The sequence below is a fragment of the Alkalibacterium sp. AK22 genome (assembly GCF_000585255.1).
GTDB lineage: Bacteria > Bacillota > Bacilli > Lactobacillales > Carnobacteriaceae_A > Alkalibacterium.
In genome coordinates, this window is record NZ_JANL01000006.1 from 1 (window position 1) to 18,218 (window position 18,218).

26 protein-coding genes and 1 pseudogene are annotated in these 18,218 nt (G+C 42.8%); 13 read left to right on the top strand and 14 right to left on the bottom strand.

Annotated elements, in window-relative coordinates; all coding sequences use genetic code 11:
* Positions 1-141: 141 nt before the first annotated feature.
* The 9 genes and pseudogenes from ADIAL_RS00275 to ADIAL_RS00310 form a co-directional block, all read right to left on the bottom strand.
* Positions 142-363, bottom strand: a complete 222-nt coding sequence (locus ADIAL_RS00275) for a hypothetical protein (RefSeq protein WP_034298515.1) — start codon at positions 361-363, stop codon at positions 142-144.
* Positions 364-431: 68 nt separating this feature from the next.
* The gene (locus ADIAL_RS00280; protein ID WP_034298517.1) at positions 432-749 is read right to left on the bottom strand and encodes a hypothetical protein; all 318 of its coding nucleotides are present in this window, start codon (positions 747-749) and stop codon (positions 432-434) included.
* Between the two features lie 147 nt (positions 750-896).
* On the bottom strand, positions 897-1,616 hold the full coding sequence (locus tag ADIAL_RS00285; protein ID WP_034298521.1) for a hypothetical protein: 720 nt from the start codon (positions 1,614-1,616) through the stop codon (positions 897-899).
* 10 nt (positions 1,617-1,626) lie between these two features.
* Positions 1,627-2,487 (bottom strand): ATP-binding cassette domain-containing protein, encoded by an 861-nt coding sequence (locus ADIAL_RS00290; protein ID WP_034298525.1) that lies wholly within the window; start codon positions 2,485-2,487, stop codon positions 1,627-1,629.
* Positions 2,480-2,836 (bottom strand): GntR family transcriptional regulator, encoded by a 357-nt coding sequence (locus tag ADIAL_RS00295; RefSeq protein ID WP_034298529.1) that lies wholly within the window; start codon positions 2,834-2,836, stop codon positions 2,480-2,482. Before ADIAL_RS00295 ends, ADIAL_RS00290 begins: the two co-directional genes overlap by 8 nt.
* 167 nt (positions 2,837-3,003) lie before the next feature.
* A pseudogene (locus tag ADIAL_RS11645) lies at positions 3,004-3,099 on the bottom strand (ASCH domain-containing protein); the annotation flags it as partial.
* 119 nt (positions 3,100-3,218) lie between these two features.
* A complete protein-coding gene (locus ADIAL_RS00300; RefSeq protein ID WP_034298532.1) occupies positions 3,219-3,407 on the bottom strand; it encodes a hypothetical protein in 189 nt (62 codons plus the stop codon).
* 160 nt (positions 3,408-3,567) lie between these two features.
* Positions 3,568-4,215 (bottom strand): carbonic anhydrase, encoded by a 648-nt coding sequence (locus ADIAL_RS00305; RefSeq protein WP_034298535.1) that lies wholly within the window; start codon positions 4,213-4,215, stop codon positions 3,568-3,570.
* Positions 4,216-4,239: 24 nt separating this feature from the next.
* Positions 4,240-4,545, bottom strand: coding sequence for a hypothetical protein (locus ADIAL_RS00310; RefSeq protein WP_051503614.1), 306 nt, complete (start codon positions 4,543-4,545; stop codon positions 4,240-4,242).
* Between the two features lie 274 nt (positions 4,546-4,819).
* Between ADIAL_RS00310 and ADIAL_RS11295 the strand changes: the two genes are divergently transcribed.
* From ADIAL_RS11295 to ADIAL_RS00365, 12 genes are all read left to right on the top strand, one after another.
* Positions 4,820-4,987 (top strand): hypothetical protein, encoded by a 168-nt coding sequence (locus ADIAL_RS11295; RefSeq protein ID WP_155849136.1) that lies wholly within the window; start codon positions 4,820-4,822, stop codon positions 4,985-4,987.
* Between the two features lie 225 nt (positions 4,988-5,212).
* Positions 5,213-5,386 (top strand): hypothetical protein, encoded by a 174-nt coding sequence (locus tag ADIAL_RS11300; protein WP_155849137.1) that lies wholly within the window; start codon positions 5,213-5,215, stop codon positions 5,384-5,386.
* A gap of 79 nt (positions 5,387-5,465) precedes the next feature.
* Positions 5,466-5,741: a type II toxin-antitoxin system death-on-curing family toxin gene (locus ADIAL_RS00320; RefSeq protein WP_231492024.1), complete on the top strand. Its 276-nt coding sequence runs from the start codon at positions 5,466-5,468 to the stop codon at positions 5,739-5,741.
* Positions 5,742-5,984: 243 nt separating this feature from the next.
* Positions 5,985-6,185: a helix-turn-helix transcriptional regulator gene (locus ADIAL_RS00325; protein WP_034298537.1), complete on the top strand. Its 201-nt coding sequence runs from the start codon at positions 5,985-5,987 to the stop codon at positions 6,183-6,185.
* The gene (locus ADIAL_RS00330) at positions 6,186-6,617 is read left to right on the top strand and encodes a hypothetical protein (RefSeq protein WP_034298539.1); all 432 of its coding nucleotides are present in this window, start codon (positions 6,186-6,188) and stop codon (positions 6,615-6,617) included. It abuts the gene before it with no gap.
* Positions 6,618-6,667: 50 nt separating this feature from the next.
* Entirely contained in the window at positions 6,668-7,087 is a 420-nt protein-coding gene (locus ADIAL_RS00335) for a hypothetical protein (protein WP_034298541.1), read from the top strand.
* Between the two features lie 59 nt (positions 7,088-7,146).
* Positions 7,147-7,569 (top strand): hypothetical protein, encoded by a 423-nt coding sequence (locus tag ADIAL_RS00340; RefSeq protein WP_034298543.1) that lies wholly within the window; start codon positions 7,147-7,149, stop codon positions 7,567-7,569.
* A 44-nt stretch (positions 7,570-7,613) separates the two neighbouring features.
* Positions 7,614-8,063: a hypothetical protein gene (locus tag ADIAL_RS00345; protein WP_034298546.1), complete on the top strand. Its 450-nt coding sequence runs from the start codon at positions 7,614-7,616 to the stop codon at positions 8,061-8,063.
* A gap of 87 nt (positions 8,064-8,150) precedes the next feature.
* Positions 8,151-8,585 (top strand): hypothetical protein, encoded by a 435-nt coding sequence (locus ADIAL_RS00350; protein ID WP_034298548.1) that lies wholly within the window; start codon positions 8,151-8,153, stop codon positions 8,583-8,585.
* A 74-nt stretch (positions 8,586-8,659) separates the two neighbouring features.
* Complete coding sequence (locus ADIAL_RS00355; RefSeq protein ID WP_034298551.1) at positions 8,660-9,103, top strand: hypothetical protein; 444 nt, start codon at positions 8,660-8,662, stop codon at positions 9,101-9,103.
* 65 nt (positions 9,104-9,168) lie between these two features.
* Positions 9,169-9,603 (top strand): hypothetical protein, encoded by a 435-nt coding sequence (locus ADIAL_RS00360; protein ID WP_034298553.1) that lies wholly within the window; start codon positions 9,169-9,171, stop codon positions 9,601-9,603.
* A 43-nt stretch (positions 9,604-9,646) separates the two neighbouring features.
* Positions 9,647-10,489 (top strand): SDR family NAD(P)-dependent oxidoreductase, encoded by an 843-nt coding sequence (locus ADIAL_RS00365; RefSeq protein WP_034298556.1) that lies wholly within the window; start codon positions 9,647-9,649, stop codon positions 10,487-10,489.
* Positions 10,490-10,527: 38 nt separating this feature from the next.
* Here the strand turns inward: ADIAL_RS00365 and ADIAL_RS00370 are convergent, their stop codons facing one another.
* Entirely contained in the window at positions 10,528-11,106 is a 579-nt protein-coding gene (locus ADIAL_RS00370) for a uracil-DNA glycosylase family protein (protein WP_034298558.1), read from the bottom strand.
* Positions 11,107-11,948: 842 nt separating this feature from the next.
* Positions 11,949-12,785: a ZIP family metal transporter gene (locus ADIAL_RS00380; protein WP_034298562.1), complete on the bottom strand. Its 837-nt coding sequence runs from the start codon at positions 12,783-12,785 to the stop codon at positions 11,949-11,951.
* Between the two features lie 211 nt (positions 12,786-12,996).
* On the opposite strand from ADIAL_RS00380, the gene ADIAL_RS00385 reads away from it, so the two are divergent.
* Complete coding sequence (locus ADIAL_RS00385; RefSeq protein ID WP_034298564.1) at positions 12,997-14,358, top strand: FAD-binding oxidoreductase; 1,362 nt, start codon at positions 12,997-12,999, stop codon at positions 14,356-14,358.
* Positions 14,359-14,477: 119 nt separating this feature from the next.
* Here the strand turns inward: ADIAL_RS00385 and ADIAL_RS00390 are convergent, their stop codons facing one another.
* The 3 genes from ADIAL_RS00390 to ADIAL_RS00400 form a co-directional block, all read right to left on the bottom strand.
* Entirely contained in the window at positions 14,478-15,494 is a 1,017-nt protein-coding gene (locus ADIAL_RS00390; RefSeq protein WP_034298566.1) for a DUF916 and DUF3324 domain-containing protein, read from the bottom strand.
* Positions 15,495-15,612: 118 nt separating this feature from the next.
* Complete coding sequence (locus ADIAL_RS00395; RefSeq protein WP_034298569.1) at positions 15,613-16,341, bottom strand: WxL domain-containing protein; 729 nt, start codon at positions 16,339-16,341, stop codon at positions 15,613-15,615.
* A 30-nt stretch (positions 16,342-16,371) separates the two neighbouring features.
* A complete protein-coding gene (locus ADIAL_RS00400; RefSeq protein WP_034298571.1) occupies positions 16,372-18,054 on the bottom strand; it encodes a hypothetical protein in 1,683 nt (560 codons plus the stop codon).
* Positions 18,055-18,218: the final 164 nt, after the last annotated feature.

Here is an 18,218-nt window from a genome sequence, read left to right on the forward strand (position 1 = left end):
TTTTTTCATCACTTAACAGGTGAAAACAAAAAAAGTTTATTTAGACTGCCGTTAGGCAGTTTCAAACGCTTTAAAGAAAAAGTATGAATTATTCAGGAATTATATAATATGCGCCAAAGTATTAAGATTACTTAAAGCGACTTACCATCTTTTGTTTAACTTAGGTAGGCTATTGAATAGGCTAGTGATCAATAGTACGATGCCCATCCCTATCGCTATGAAAAGATAGCTTCTTGTGGCATAAAAATAAGCTTCAAATGCGCGGCCTTCATCCAAGGCTATTCCTCCCTGATAAAGAAGCTGTCCTAAACATACGAGCAGTAGTACACTCGCTAACAATTGAAGCCAAATTAATTTAGTCATATTTAATCTCCTTGAACAATTAGTTTATAAACCTGTATGTCATTACTCACAGTGAAACGTCAAGTCGCTTAGTAAACGATAGCTAATAGAACAGAAGTGAACAGTAGCAAAATAATAGTGACTAAAAAATTTACACCCAGCACACTCAAGTAAAACGAATCTGTCTTTTTTGAAATAGCCAGTTTATTTACAATGTAATAGGCAATAGAAAAGCCAATCACTGACATGGCGATTAAGTAATAATAAAGCGGACTAACATCCGAAAAGACGCCTCCTGCATTATAAAGTTCCCGGAATAAAGGGAATAGATTCCCAGCAGTAGCAATTATGAACACACTGAAGAGATTCCATTTGGGAGAATATTTTTTCCTCGTTTTTTCACTCATCTTTAGTCCTCGTTCCAATGCTTGACATTTAGTTAAATAATAACATATATATTAGGACCTATATACATTTAGAAATAACTAAAAACGGTAAGCAGTTCTATACTGCCTACCGTTTTTGCATAGTTTAAAAGTAAGTGATGAGCTAACTTAATCCTGCACTTCTGTTTTAGTAATTAAGAGATAATAAAGTCCAAGCATTCCAGCCATTAGTAAAGCAACGAATATTGCCTGGTAGTCTATGATGAACGAGACTAGATTCATGATTGTATCATTAATTGCTGAATTTCCCGCTGAATCTCCCAACGAACGAAATGCTAGAATGGGTCCAACTGTTATGAATATAAAGAAGGCGATGATGCCGATGATAAATGCCTTTAACTTGAATCGGTAAACGCCTAGAGCCAAGAGAACAAACAGCAGACCTCTTATAAATTGATTGACTATATAGCCTATCGTTAAGTAGTTTGCGCTGATAGTTGAAAAATAACTCGATACGGAATTAGACCATTCAACTTCCGTGAGTCCTGTAGCAAATGCATATAAAAAAGAGAGTATAAGATAAATAATGACTTGGTTGAAGAAGTATTGCTTTCTTGATATCCCAAATCTTAGAGACGTGTCAAAAAACATGAGTCCATCCATAAATGCATATAAAGCTAAAGCAAACGTAAAAGGGATGCTTATGATAGAAATAAGTGCAAGCCACACGGGCTGGTTAAACATAAGCGAGTCAATGTTTGGATTCATTGAGCCGGACACGAAAAATACTAAAAGTAATACTAGTCCCATAATTCCGTAAGCAATCAAAGCTGAGTAAAAAAATGTCTTTTTTAAATTTGATAATTGAAATTTTATCGTACGTTCCATAATATCCTCCTTAGTGAGTTGAGTGTTCAACTAATGCGTTAAAAAGATTTTGTAAATCCAGTGGTTTCACTTCTCCACCGTTCACCTTAATCTGTTGTCTCTCTTCTTCTGATAACTCATCATAAATGACCTGTTCGACACGGCTACCCAAAGCATTTTCACGCACAACCTCTTTATCTTTTAAAGCATAGTTTGTGATGAGGTGGGATTTTGACTGAATGTTTTCCAGCGTATCATCAATCAGCACTTTTGTGTCTTTTAAAATAATGACATCGGTTAAGTAATTTTCCACTTCCTGAATTAAGTGAGTCGATAACATAAACAGACGGGGATGTTTTGCATAATCCTCCATCATGAAACGGAAGAAGTTTTGACGATTGACCGAATCCAATCCATTTGTCGGCTCATCCAAAATAGTAATAGGCGCTCGCGTGGCTAACCCTATTGTATTTTGCACCAAGGTTTTATTCCCGGTAGATAATTTTGAAAACTTATTTTTACCCTTAATATCGAAGCTAGCCAGCATACTTTCGGCATACTCTCTATCAAAAGACTCATACATATTGGTGTATGCTTTAAGTAAGTCTTTTATCTTCCCTTGGAAAAGGCCATTGTATTTATTGACTTCTCCGCCGACATATACGATATGCTTCAGAGCCTCCGTGTTATTTTTAACGTTCTCACCATTTAGTTCGATTTCGCCTTCGTAGCGGGTAATCATATTAAAAATCATTTTCATCAATGTCGTTTTTCCTACACCATTACGTCCTAAAATCCCGTAAACACCTTCTGTATTCTTAAAGTCTAAATCGACACCATCCAGCACTAAATTCTTTCCGTATGCCTTTGTCACATTATCTAGTTTAATCATCGTACTCACTTCCTATCCATTGGATTAATTCTTCCTTACTAATGTTCAGTTGCTTCGCTTCATACAAAAATTCTGGCAGTAATTTATCTTCAAACTGTTTTCTTCGCTTGTCTATCAGGATACTTTTGGCTTCTGGTGTCACGAACATCCCCAGGCCTCTTTTTTTATATAAAATCCCCTGATCAACCAATGCGTTTAGCCCCTTTCCTGCAGTAGCCGGGTTCACATTCAGCTTTTTTGAAAATTCATTCGTTGACGGCACTTTGTCTTCAGCAGTCAAGCGGTTGCTGATTACCTCATTTTCAATGAACTGTGATATTTGTAAGTAAATCGGGATTGATGAATCCAATAAAAGACCTCCTTTAACCGCTTATGTCGATTGGTTAATTAGTTGACTAACTAACTACTTAACGTCAGTATAAGGCCTAACCATTTTTATTGCAAGCTTTTCCATCAAAAAAGATCCAGCTAGATATAAGCCTGGATCTTTCCACTTTATTCAACTGTGACTCACAGATACTCGATACCCTCCGGCAGGGGACCCCTGTCTACTGCATACAAGTCATAGGCCGAAGTTGTTGCCGTCTTGACTCCTTTCAGAGTCAGCTCTGCCCGTTCATTTGCCAGTACACCATAACTTCAGGCGCTGTGCTTGCGATTTTTGTACTGACGGTTATACTTTATACATTCAGCCCACATATCCTGCTGATCCATCAAGTATTCTCCTTCATTCACTGTTTATCTTTTGACGCTCTCCCATCACGGGAAGCTTTGTCTGAGCTGACTTGTATGACCCCCTGAACCAGCTGGCTTATCCCAAAAATGAAAAAGAATACACCCAGTGCACTACTCAGTGAGGGGGTACTGAGCAGTAGGATTCCAATTATTAAACTAACCAAGCCAAATACTAAGCGTTTCATCGCTTCACGTCCCTTCTCTTTATATTTAACTCCAGATTAACATAAAATAAAGAGCTTTCTCTATTCATCCACTGACTTTATGCAAAAGGAGTATAAAAAAAGACCCCCGTTCAGCTGAACAAGGACCTTTCTGCTGGCTTATGGATTTACATCAGCAAACTTAAACTCTGACTGCCTGATAGTCTTCAGAACGGCAAAAGCGGTCTGCTTTTTCATCGTAGACAGAGACGCTGCCTGACTTGATGTCGAAATACCAGCCTTCGATTTCCAACTCGCCTTTTTTCAGTTTCTCCTGAACGATCGGGTAACTTTTCAGATGCTTTACCTGTTCGATTACATTCATCTTTTCCATCAGCCTGGCTTTGGCTTTGGCGTCAGTAATTTCAGGCTCTGCTTCGATTTTTTCCTTTACACAGGCCAGCGGCTTCAAGTACTGCTGGGTAAACGGCAGCTTGTCTAGCTTGCTGCTTTGACCCATTGCGGCTGCACAGCCCCCGCAATTGGAATGCCCGCAGATGACGACTTCCTCGACCCCAAGCACCTCAATAGCGTACTCGATCGACGATACCGTCGGCAAATCATTTTGGCTATTCTCGTAGGCCGGGACAGTATTGGCGATGTTGCGTACCGTAAACACTTCTCCCGGATCACTGTCCAAAAGGATATCCGGACTTACTCTGGAATCTGAACAGCCGATAAAAAGCGTATGCGGATCTTGCGTTGCTTCCAAATCACGGTAAATATGTTCGTACCGCTTATAGGTCACTTCTCTGAATGTTTTTAGGCCCGTCTTTAATCGTTCAAGCATAACATTTTCCTCCGATATAAATCATTAGCCAAACCCCATAATAATAATAAAAGTTACCCATATAAAACCAGTCAACAGCAATAAACTAGAAAGAATATGTACGGCTATATAAAAAAGATTGATTTTGTTGCTCTTAATCGATGCAATCAAAAAAAACCACCCCAATAGCCCCACCAGGTAAGTAGCCATTGCCCCACCCCAATACCAATACAAACTTTCACCCCAGTAAGCCATTCTTTGAAACACGATACTGAGCATATAAACACTTACACCACTAAATAAAGAAATATATAAATACATGCTTGCTTTTGAAATCATTTTTATATTCATTTTATATACCTTCTCACCCTTAAGAGTTTAGACCTGTGCATTCACTAAGTCATTTAGTATGCGCCTTTAATCGTTCAAGCATAACATTTTCCTCCGATATAAATCATTAGCTCTTACTATACCACAACTTCATCCCTTTAAACCAACGGGTGTTTGTTTTAATTTACCTTTTTAAATAGTTTATGTAATTAAGACTATTCAAACATTGACTAGCTATCTTTATCTTTGTTAAGTTGGTGACAGGCAGACTAAAACGGTGTGAAGGAGTCTTTGAATGAGTCGAAAAAGTCCCACGTTCTGGAAAATGTTTTTGGTAGCTATGATTCCGGCAGTCATTTTTGCTCTTTTAGGTGAACAGTCCAATCTATTTGTATTCTTTGGTGTTTTGCTTCTGGTCACTGTCATTGAATCGTCTATCTACCAAGCAGACAAAGAAAAATAAACATGAGCTTATCCCTGATTTATCTACAGGGACAGGCTCACGTTTTATTTATACCCAAACATTGTCGGCAGAGTGCGACGTGAACTCAGTATCAATCGCTGGACACGGACTCGGGTTTATCTATATGGATGTGACGGAATACTATCAAAACACAATATATATTCTTTTCTTAAGTCTATCTTTTGCAGCATAATAGATACAAAGATACGATAAGGAGAGTTTTACATGCTTTATGATAATGGAGTGACTCATGCAGGGAGTTATATAATCAGAAAATCAGGCAACAACGACATTACAACTATTCCAAAGCAAGTGAAAGAGGCACTGGCTCTAGAAACGGGTGATCAGATTGAGTATATTATCGATGCCAAGGGAAATGTCAGCATAAAAAAAAGGTAGAGCAACACGACATTGATGCGTTCATTGAAGAAAGCGTCTCACAGTATTATACTTTACTTAAAGATTTGGTTGATAAGTAATGAAAAACCTTACAGCAGAAGACATCATAAAAATCAACGTATACGTCATCAAAACATTTTCCCCAAAAGAACCTATTAGCGTGAAAGATGCAAGCGCCCTGCAGATGTCGGTAAACCAATTAGATCAGGAAGTATTTGGCAAAGAGTTATTTCCTCCCGTACTGGAAAAAGCTTCTATACTGCTTATCAACTTGACAAAGAGACATCCATTTCATAATGGAAAAAAGCGTACAGCATGGGTTATGACGGATTTGTTTTTAAAAATGGATGGATAGAAAACGTCTTTTCCAACCGAAGCTGGTGTTGATTTTATTCAGAAGGTCACAACATCCAATGAACCTTTTGATGACTTGAAAGAATTCACAGTAGACTACCTCAAAAATAGTGGGTATGTAGTGCAGGGTTAAAAGAATATTAATGAAAAAGGACTATTCTTTATGGATAGTCCTTTTTATTTGTCCATATGTATGATATAGTTTGCATTAAGTTAACTTATTTATTCATTGTGGAGGACTACTATGGGCAAAAACCTTAAAATGAAAGCTGCCAGAGCGGGACTGGACATGTCTCAAAAAGAACTGGCCGATGCTGTTGATGTGACGCGTCAGACCATCAGCGCTATTGAGCGAGGAGACTATAACCCCTCCATCAAACTCTGCATCCGTATCTGTCAAGCTCTTCATGTGACACTAAACGACTTATTTTGGGAGGAAAACTAAATGGATCCATTTGATGAGTACCAGAAATCTCTGCGTCACAAATACGGCTACCATTCTTTTCTAATTATTCTTGTTTTAGGAATAATCAACTTTAACCTTCACCTCTTTTTTGACTTTCAATGGGGTGAGACACAAAGTTTGGAGTTTGTTCTCTTGTTATTTTTCGGCATTGCTTACTTTATAGTCATGAACGTCTATAACGGAGCCTATTTTCCTAAAAAGCAAAAGGCTCTAAGCTTAACTTTACTGTTCGGTTTTGCAGGTATATCTAACATTTATCTTTCTTTTTCACCGCATTCCCCTTTGATAATTAATGGATTACTTACAACAAACAGCTTCATGCTCGTAAGTGGACTAGTCTGGCTGTCTATTCCATCAGCTTATTTTACACGAATACTGATGGAGAAAAGGCGGGAGCGCGAAGAAAACTAATATGTCAAAAGTATACGACTAAACAAAAACATATGCAGGATGATCAACTGATGATATTTAAAAAGAAACCGACAATGCTGGACTTAAAAGTGGGCTATTATTCTTATCAAGTACTGGCTGTTGTACTCATAGTAAACATTGCCCTGAACCTGGGTTTTAATTTCCAGTGGGCAGAAACAGCTACAACTGAATATTTTATTATTCTTATAGCATCTGTAGGTATCACGATGATAGTCGATACATATAATGAGGCTCTGCATCAAACCAGCTCACTTTACGGCTTCTATGTATTTGGACGGATCTTGCTTGGTACATATTTTGTCTATCAGTCCTTTGCTTACGAAAGTCCTTTCGTCGTCAATGGACTCCTGACTGTTTCGGTCGCAATTCTACTCCTCGGTTTGATGTTTATTCTTTTAGCGGTAACTGATTATGTCCGGTCACTGGTAGATAAAGTAACAGGAAACTAAAATCAGCTTTTATGCAATCATGATAAAGTGAAACTGACCACCTTTTAGGAGGAATTCACATGATGAATCAATACGATGAATACCAGAAGTACTTAAACTACAAACACGGTTCACACTCTTTCAACATTCTGATGCTGTCTATCCTTATCAATTCATCATTAGCAACGTTTGACATTCAGTGGGCTGAGACAAGAGAGTTGGAATACGCTTTGCTTGTCTTCCCAGCGCTTTATTATTGCCTATTGATGAACATTTACAAAGGAAGTTACTATAAAAAAAACAATTTATCCATCCTGAACTCTTTCTTTCTTGGCTTATGGGGAGTGATTTTTAGTCTCTGGATTATCTTCATGGGTCCAGATATCTTATCATCCAGTGGACAGGTTACGTCTGGTGTTGTTCCACTTTTATTAGGTCTGATGTGGGTTTGCGGGGCGAGTGTACATGCTATTGCATCACTAATCGAAAATAAGAAAGACTAGGATTTTGTCAGACAAGACCACTACCTTAACTAGGAGGAATTCACATGATGAATCAATACGATGAATACCAAAAACATATGCGCTATAAATACGACTCTTATGCTTTCATGCTGTTGCTTGTTTTGGTTTTTGCCAATTTTGCGCTTACTTTTTTCACTGACTTTCAATGGGCAGACCCTGTCGGCCTGGAATACTTGATGCTGTGTTTTATTGCCGTGGCTTATTCTGTTTTGATGTATGTTTACCGCGGTGCATACTTCACTAAACGTCAGAATGGCAAACTCTATGCCGGACTCTTCTTTAGCGTTGGACTGTTGAATCTCTATACCAGCTTTTCCCCCTCTTCTCCGGCAATCATTGATGACGGAAAACTGACCTTTAATGTGGTCATGCCCTTTGCAGGACTGCTATTCATCCTGATTTCTCTTTCTTATGTCGTTAAGCTGCTGAGTGAAAAACGTAAAGATCAGCAAATGGATGACTCAAAAGACTGAGAGCTGCTAGTTTAATAAAATAGCTATAAAAAACGGTTAGTTGCACAAACATACAAAACACTCGTCCCTGACAAGAAAGGACTGTTTATGAAACACTTAGATGAATACCAGCGTATGAAGCGCTACAAATTGGGATACCATACACTCATTCTGATTGTTGTTTTACAGGCAGTGAATTACTTTTTGAATATAGGCTGGGCAGAAGACCCGCGTTTTGAGTCAGTCTTTATTTTACTGATAGCCAGCTTATACTTTACTGTCACGGCCGTCTATTCCGGGGCTTTTTTCGCCAAATGGGAAAATCCCTTCTTTGCTTCTTTTTTCCATATCCTGTCCGGCACACTCATGCTGTTGTCCACCAATGTGAGTCAGACGCCGCTGGTCGAGAATGGACAAATAACCTGGCAGGCAATTAATATACTTAGTGCCCTGCATCTTTTCTCTATTCCACTGACTTACCTGGTTAGAATGACCGTAGATAAGCGCAGGGATGTAAAGGAAGACAAGCTAGAAATTAAGTAGCAGTTGCCACTTAATTTCTGCTGACTAATACACACTACACCTTAAGATGAAATCTATTGAAGGAGGAATACTTTATGGAAAAATTTGATGAATACCAGAGACACCTCAGGTATAAGTACGGCTCACATGCATTCGCACTCCTTACTTTTCTTAACTTTTTAAATTATATGCTCAGCAGGTTTACTGATTTTCAATGGGTAGAATCAAGAGAAATGGAGTTTATACTGATAAATTTCATAGCCATTTCCTATGCCATTACGATGTATGTCTATCATGGAGCTTACTTTAAAAAACATCAAAGCGGAATGCTTTATGCTTTCGGTTTCTTAATATTTGGTCTAGTAAATGTATTTGAACTCATCTCGCCATATACTGAAACACTATCTGAGGGCAGATTGACCGATAGCGCAGCTATAAATGCCAGTCAGCTTATATGGCTTTTTGGGTCGCTTGCTTACTTTTCCCGATTTTTTGTCGATAAGCGCAGGGATGCGAAAGAAAAAAAGACGGAAGAGTGAGTAGTGAACTATATTTGTTTCACCTCTGGTAAAAATCTAGAACAGCTTAAAAGAAAGGGATACTTATGAATAAATTTGATGAATACCAGAAACACCAGCGCTATAAATTCGGCTATTATGCGATGGTGTTAACGATTATATTGAATGTCATCAATTTCGTTGTAGTCGAAATATACGGTTTTCAGTGGGCAGAAACACCCAGGATTGAACCACTGATGATTATTTTAACCGTAACAGTCTTCTTTACTGTCACCCTTGTATATTCAGGTGCTTATTTTGCTAAACGGGAAAGTGTATTAGTACTTGGAATTCTCTTCTTACTTACTGGAGGCGTCTCTATCGGAACAGCTCTACTTTTTCCGCTTTTTGAGGATGGGCAAGTTACTATATGGATGTCTAATTTTATTGTTGGACTAAATTTTTTAGCCATCCCCGCTACTTACTTAGTTAGAATGACCGTAGATAAATTAAGGGATGCAAATGAGACAAAAGAAGCGTAAACTGAGGGAATCAAATAGATTGAGTTTATAGGGGGAGTTAGTCATGTCAAAGTCAATTTTAGCTATCACGGGGCCGACATCGGGGATTGGACGTGAAGCCGTGAAAATATTAGCCCAGTCTTTTGACTGCATACTGCTGTTGAACCGGAACATGGATAAAGGCGAGAAGCTGAAACAAGACCTTTTGGAAGCACAATCTGATATACAAGTGGATGTCATCAAATGCGAATTGAGCGATTTCAGCTCTGTACAGTCCGCAGCCGAACAAATTAAAGAGCGTTACACCCATATCGACTGCCTAATAAATAATGCCGGCATCATGACCAAGACAAAAAAAGAAAGCCCTGACGGCTTTGAGCTGATGATGGCAACCAATTTTCTGGGGCATTTTCTGCTAACTCATGAGCTGCTGCCGCTGGTGCTGAACAGTCAACGTAAGCAAGTCATCGTTGTGACTTCAAACGCCTATAAGGCTACACCGTTGACTCCGCCTTTTTTCCAGCCGAAGCGCTTTTCTTCTATGAAAGCTTATAGCCAGTCCAAGCTGGCTACTCTTTATCTGGCTCAGGAGCTGCATGAAAGGTATGCTAAAGAAGGCTTAAAGACGACGGCTATCCACCCTGGGCTGATTGCGACAAATATCTTTAAAGAGAGCATCCCACCTAAAATTGAGCACCTGATGTTCAGACTGCTCAAGCCTATTGCCTCCACCCTTGAGGAAGGCGCCTTGACTATCGTCTCAGCAGTCGACGATCCAGATACGTATGCTGGTGTTTTCTCAGACAAAGGAACCGTCAAGCCTGTCCAGAGACACGGGAGTGATTTCGAGACAAGACGTCAGTTTATTGACGCAACACTTAAAGAACTCACACTCCCGGCTTTATAAACGAAAACCAGTCTTTCAAGCATTCAGAATGGATCTGTTCACAGATTTGACTGGATCAATGCCTGTAGTACAGGGATAACTTCTGCTTCAAACCAGGGATTCTTTTTCATCCATCCAGTATTTAACGGACTCGGATGGACCAGAGGCAAATAGTCCGGCAAGTACTGTTGGAACTGGCGTACTGTTTCGGTCAGATTTTTCTCCCTACGGCTGCCTAAATAATGCTTTTGAGCATAGCCTCCAACGACAATAATGGTTTCAATATTAGGCATCTCTTCCATTAGGAGGGGGTGCCATTTTTCTGCAAAGCCCTTGCGCGGCGGCTTGTCTCCAGACTTGGCTTTACCCGGATAGTAAAAATCCATCGGCACATGCGCAACGGAATGGGTATCATAAAATACATCACGGGACAGACCCATCCATTTTCTCAAACGGTCACCACTTGGATCATTCCAGATCAGGTTGGTTTCCTCAGTTTTTCGGCCGGGAGCCTGACTTACTAAGGCAATTCGAGCGTCTTTGGATGCCCGAAACAGCGGCTCCACCCCTCTTTGAGTAAACGCCTCGTTCATGGGGTCCGCCATGATTGCCTGTTTGATTTCTTCAAATACATTCATTGTCTGCTTATTGCTCCTTTGCTTGTGCCTTTGGCGCTTAGACCATGCTGATTGATTGTTCCTGCTTGGAAACCTAATCCTTAATCCCGGGCGATTCGGCTTACTTTGACCTTTAGCCCCTACATTATTTATGATACAGTGAACGATACATCCTTGCCCTGAAGGGACTCGTTGCAATGACTTATAAAAACAAAATGGTTTTCACCAGCAGAGGTTTTTTTATGGGCTGCCTGCTTTTCCTAGTCCATGTCCTAGCCTTTCACCTCATCAGAGGGAGCCTGTTCGACAATCTGCCCAGGACCCTCTTATTCCTTTACCTTTCGTCCTGCATATGGGCCTTTGCCTTCCTGACGAGCATACTGAGCGACCTGGAACAGGACTCCCCATTCATATTTAAAAGCTCACTGCCGGCCATGTTTCTCTTTTCTCCCTTTATTTACTTCTGGGTAAAAAAGTGCCGGTAGGCCGTTAGCGCATATGTCTCAGCAAGCTCACCATTCCTTCGTCCTCAACTCATTTCAGCCCCCTGGTCCGTCTTGACCGGGCTTAATTGAAAGGGACTATCCCTTTTTGCAGCTGAGACGGCCTGCCTTGCATGACTTTAAGAGGACTCAGGGTCTACCGTGTGAAGAGTATGCCATATAAAGACCCGATTTGACAAGTTCGACTGCTTGAAATCATCCAGTCTACCCAAAGACCTCCCGCTTCCGCACACGCTGATGTTTTTTCTCTGTCGACCAGGCTCCATCCCTACTCACCGAAATCGACTATTCCGATGCGCCCTAGCCCCTTTACCGAAGAGCAGCCCTTCATGGTGAAACCCGCTTTTATTTTCCTGCCTTTCAGCCGAAGGCTACATCCAGCACCATCATGACGGTAAAACCGATCATCAGCCAGATGGCCGACAGGTCCTTGTTGCCGTGTTCCTGAGAGCCCGGAATCACTTCTTCTGCCACAACAAAGATCATGGCGCCTGCTGCAAAGGCCAGCGCATAGGGCAGCAGCGGTTCAATCATCGATACGAGCCCTAAACCCAACAAGGCGGAGACCGGTTCAACAAAGCCGGATAGCTGTCCGTACCAGAAGGCCTTGCCTCTGGACATGCCTTCCCGTCTTAGAGGCATCGAAACGGCTGTTCCTTCCGGAAAATTCTGCAGTCCCATGCCGATTGCCAATGTCACTGCCCCTACCAGCTGAGACCGATCTCCCGTCAGAGCCATGGTGCCAAAAGCCACTCCAATGGCAAAGCCTTCCGGGATATTATGCAAGGTGATCGCCAGCACAAGCAGGGTGCTGCGGCGGTAGCTTTGTGGATGCAGACCTTCTGCTCCTCTTTTCTTTGTTCGGGAGCCGGTTTGGCTGAGCGCCGGATGCAGATGAGGCAGCAACTTATCCACGCCCCAAAGGAAAAAACCGCCCGCCATAAAGCCCACCGCAGCGGGCACCCAGGACGGCAGCGGTCCGCTTTCAGCCATTTCGATAGCCGGTTCCAGGAGAGACCAGAAGCTGGCGGCAATCATCACCCCGCCGGCAAAGGCCAGCATACCGTCCATCACCCGCTGTTTCACTTTTTTAGCTGTAAACACCAGACCGGCTCCAGCAGCCGTCATGCCCCAGGTAAATAAAGTAGCCAGCAGCGTCTGGACTGCCGGACTTAAATCCACGAACCTTTCCCACATCGTCTGTCCTCCTCTTGCGTGTCCCCTGTTTTCTTTTATTATACCTTTTTCTCTGTAAAAATCAGTGGAAGCATCCTCATCCGTATGGTTTCATAAACGGGTTCAATGTACCTTTATGCTTGATTGCTTGAAAATCGGTAGACTTTTGTTGAGAGTTTTCGGTACACTGAACACAGATAATAACGCTTACAATTAAGCCAGGAGGTTATGTATGACTACTTTACACTCAATCATTATCGACTCGGATCGGCTCTTTACCGGAGAAGACGTGCCGGCCGCCTATTATGAAGATACTTATGTGAAAGATATTCCCCCAGTTCATGCGGTAGCTTTGCCGGTGAACGAAGAAGAAGTCCAGTCGCTGGTCCGCTATGCCATCGACCGCGATCTGACTATTCTTGCACGAGGAGCTGGAACCGGGGTGGCCGGAGCCCAGGTGCCCCTCAAGGAAGATGCGCTGATCATCGACTTGCATCTGATGAACAGGATCGTCGCACTTGATGAGGAAACACTGACTTTGACTGTGGAACCTGGAGTCCTCGTTGGCGAGATTCACCGCTACGTTGAAAGTCAAGGCTACTTCTATCCGCCGGATCCTGCGTCCAAGCATTCAACAATTGGGGGCAATGTGGCGACTAATGCCGGTGGCCTGCGGGCAGTGAAATACGGTACGACCAGAGACTATGTCCGGTCTCTGACCGCTGTCTTGCCCAGCGCTGAAGTCATAACAATGGGCAGCAGGAACATCAAAAGCAGTTCCGGCTATGATCTGAAAGACCTGTTTATCGGCTCGGAAGGGACGCTGGGAATTACGACCAGGATTCAGCTGAAACTAATCCCCCTGCCGCAAGCCCGTGTGTCTATCCTGCTGGCTTTTGATACTGTCCAGCAGGCTACCGATGCCACTTTGGCCATCCTAACCAGCGGTGCCGACCCGTCCGGTGTAGAACTGTTTGAGCGGCAGGCGCTCAGGTATGCGGAGCAGAACTTAGGGTATCCGCTGAAGTCTCAGGTAGGTGAAGCCTATCTGCTCATGACCCTGGACGGCAATGACCCGAAAGAGCTGGCGATGCGTGCCGAACGCATTGAACAGATTGCCAAAGAAACGGCTTTGGAAAGTCATATCCTGACACCAGAAGAAGCTCTTAGAAATTGGGCTTTAAGAGACAATATCTTACTGGGACTGACCGTCTTTACCGAGTTTGAGCTGCTGGACGAGGTGGTGCCTATCAATAAGTTTGCCGAACTCATTGAAGCCACCAAGCAGATGCAGGCCAAACACAAGCTTAATGTTTTGAATTTTGGCCACGCCGGCGATGGCAACGTCCATACGCTGTTAATGAAAGATGATTTAAGCGAAGAAGAGTGGACGGAAAGACGGGCCGCTCTGCTGAAAGACCTGTACCAGAAAGTGGCAGATCTGGGCGGGCTACCGTCCGCAGAACATGGAATCGGTATCGTGAAAAAAGAGTACATGGAAAAGATGACTGACCCGGTCAATCTGACTTACATGCGGGCGATCAAGCAGGTGTTCGATCCGGACAACCGGCTGAACCCCGGAAAAGTCTTTTAAGGCAGCACGATACACCGCCAGCTTCCAATTTAAAGGAAGCTGGCGGTGTATTAAGTATAGACGCTACCTCTGCAGATACTTTAAATAAGAACTAAAGTGGTTACACTACTTTCTCGGAACTAATGCTTTTTTTTAAGTTTTCTTATATACACAAGCAAGCCAGCTGTACTTCCTGCCCAAACTACCGCTCCGGCTCCGTAATAAATGCCAAGAGACTGTACCCGTTCCTCGCCGTTATGCTCATCATCCGTATCTACCGCTTGCTCATTGATTGCTTCATCTGCTTCTTCTATAGAAAACAGTTCTTCAAATTCCCATACGTGATTGGCATTGAAGACAGTCATTTCCAATCTGTAATCGCCTGCTTGTATTGGACGATTGTTTAAGCTGATGCCGATATCTGCTGTTGAATTAGGTGCCATTCGCCAGTTCTCATATGTTTGTTCGGTGACGAGTTCATTGCTGTCTACTTCATATAACTGTGCTTCAATGGACAAGTCAGCCAGTATTTCCGGTTGAACATTTTCAATTTGGGCTGTAACAGCTGTCCGGTAATTGATCAATTCTGGACCGACTGAAATAAATTCGACCTCAGACATCACCGGCTCATCGTTTTCTGATAATTGGATAGCTGTCACGTAAGCATACTGGTTGGAAAGCATCACACCTTGATTGTCTTCATCTTCATTGACTTTCTCAACGTAAACTCCTCCCAGCTTGATTCCATCAAACGGTTCGATACTGGTGACGTCCAGCCTGATAGTCCCTGTTCCGTTCGCCTCAACAGTTAGCCTGTCTTCTTTAAGAGATATCCAGTCTGTCAGCGGCGTCACCAAACTATCTGCAGGTTCTACAGGCTCATATACGATAAGGCCATTGCGATTAGTTGACGCATTAAATACATGTACCTCCACCGTTAAGGGTTCCGGCTTGTGATTGTACACACTGATTTCTAAAAATTCATCTCTTCCCGGTTCAACTCTCAAATCAAAATAAGACACATCAGGACTGATTTGACTGTTTGAAAGCTGTGCCTTAATCGAAAAACCAACGGACTCTTCGGCTATAGCTGTTTGATGCCCCACCGACAAGGTAATGCTTAACAGTAAAAATAACATTATGCGTTTAGCTCTCATCTCAACACCTCTTTTTCCTCGGTCATCCGTGTCGTCGTCAAACGATGCGTCAATGAAAGGTACTGAGGAGGCTTCACTCTTTCCTCAGTACCTTCATCGACACTTTTACACCTTTTGACTATTCAGGAGCATTAGTCAATATCCAGGTCAATGTTGCCTCGTGGTCACCTACAGTAGCGGCGCCCCCAGGAACAGTAAGTGTGACGTTTGGATTAGGTGTCTCCCCCACAGGCGCAAGCCAACGGGTAAGCCATGTCCCAGCTCCAGTGCCCTCTCCAGCGACGGTTACATTTGCACTCGTTCCATTGGAGTCTAACGCTATTGAACCGGCAAGGCCTTCAGGCGTATTGTCACCTCCAACCCCCGGGGTCACAAGGCTTGCATTTTCCAGGTTAAGCACGGCCCCGGACAATGAAGTTTCACCCTCTTCATCTCTAAACTCACTTAATGAAACAGTCAATGCCCAGCCTTCTCTTGTTCCTCTGCGGTCAGTGACTTGTACAAAGGGACGTAAGGTTAGGGATTCATACTCTTGGGACTGAGCTGAAATCGCCACCGTTCCAAAATCAAGAGAAGAGACAAAGTCCAAAGTCAGTGGCCCTGAAAAGCCGGTAACCGGATCATCTGGGTCCCCCGGGTCACGGTCCCCCGGAGTTACTGGAAACGTAATGGATGGGTCTGTTGGATCGACAACAGTAGGTACATCTGTATCATCTGGGACTATGAACTCAATGGTGACGTCCGACTCTGCTTCGTTCGGATCTGCCATAACTGCCGGTGCCGTCATTACAGAGCAAAACAGGGCGGCTACTGCCGACAAAGCTACTACTTTATAAGATTTTGACATTGTTTTTCCTTCTTTCCTTACTCTCTTTAGCTACGGTCCGTCTGTAAGTGTCCATCTTATGGATGTATCGTAGGATCCCGCATATACTTCACCCCCTTGAATTCTAACCTGCGGGCCGTTCATACTGTCCCAGCCGATTGTAGTGACAGGATTCAGACCTGTTGTACCTGCTAGTATGAGCAGGCTAGTATCGACTGACAACACTTCTGGCGTCCCATCCTTTAAGTAAAACAGCGTATCGGCTAGTTCAAAAGAAGGCGTTTCTGTTCTTCTCAGAGGCCGTGTCAAACGTGCTGTGAGTTCAAACTGACTACCCGCCCCTCGAGTGTCTCGGATGCTAATAGCCTCCACTTGATTGACAATGGAACGTTCAATAATCATCTGCGCAGACTCAATCTTATGCGTACCAAAATCAATCCGTTCAGGGACAAATAAAAGAGTGAGACTACTTTCTTCCACAATTACCGTTGATGTAGGCCCCCTACATACACCGTTACTCTGTGAAAACCTGATTTCATCCCCTGAAATCAGGTCTAGGCCTTCAGGGAGACTGAAGGTAAACCGTCCTTCCTCATCCACCGGGACAAAAAATGTCTGACCCTGAATCTCAATGCGCACAGTCAAATTGGGCGTTCCCGATCCACTGATCATTCGATCATTGCTATAGATAGGCGCATCGACAGTAACCAGCGCAATGTCTGCCGGGGGTAAATTCAAGCTCGCTTGTGCGCGGCTGCCTCCGGGTAAAAGCTGAATATCTAAAACGGGCGTATTGCTCACTCCGCCCAGAAATGCATAGGTTTCTCCGCATTCTAAAGGCAATCCGGATGCAGCTGAATCCGGTGTAATGGTGAGTGTAAATCGCCACTCCGCCAGCAGACTGATATTCAGAATAGACGAAAATTGGAGTCTGACCGTATTCCCGGTGACCTGAATGTCATTTATAGTCCCAGAAGCTCGTCCCAACCCTAATAGCCTGGGAACGCTATAAGTAGCTGAATAGTCGACGCTTGCACCGGAAAACGCTGCCGGCAACTCAAAAAAGATATAGGCCGTACTTAATGCAGACAATCCAATTACGGGTCTAAAGCCATAAGTTAATGAAAGACTGGGTACACCTGTGTTCACACTCGCTGCCAGGCTATGACTTTGAGCTACTTGAATGTTGGCGACATTAAAGGGTTGAAGCTGTATATTTTGGTCAGACTGGCTTTCCTTAACCGAGCGCTCAATTGTCTCGATATCTTCTGTTGCATCGCTAACTATGTTCTCTTTGTCTAATTCAGTTTCATGCTTTAGCTCATCCGATTCTTCAGGTAGGAGCGTGTCGGACGTAGACGATTCATGCTGCTTATTTTCAGGCTTTACAGTCTTTGAGGAGTGTGTGTGGTCATCCGCTAATTCTGCACTGTTTTTAAATGGTTCTGAGTCTGAGTCTGAGTCTGGGTCTGAGTCTGGGTCTGAGTCTGGGCTTGTATCTTCTTCAAGACTATTTTCTTCTAGCAATCGGTCGTCTTCGACAGCGTGAGACTCTTGAGACAGCTCACTTTCAACTGCTGCCTCTTCTTTTATACTTAAGGTATCTTTTGAGATGACTTCATTCGTTTCGGCAGATACATAGTTATCACTAGAAAGAATACCCGCACCTGAACTTGGTAAAATTAATATCAGGATCACAAGTAGCACACTGGTTCTATATCCCTTCTTATGCATACGGTACCCCCCACCATATTAACTCTATTATTTTTTATAACTTGCTTTCCTATTATAAAATTACCACAAATTTATTTTTTTAGCTAAAAATAAACTCAAAATCATGGTTGAATAATCTTTCTGCCCATTGCATATTAATAAAAAAACCCTTCACTACTCAATGA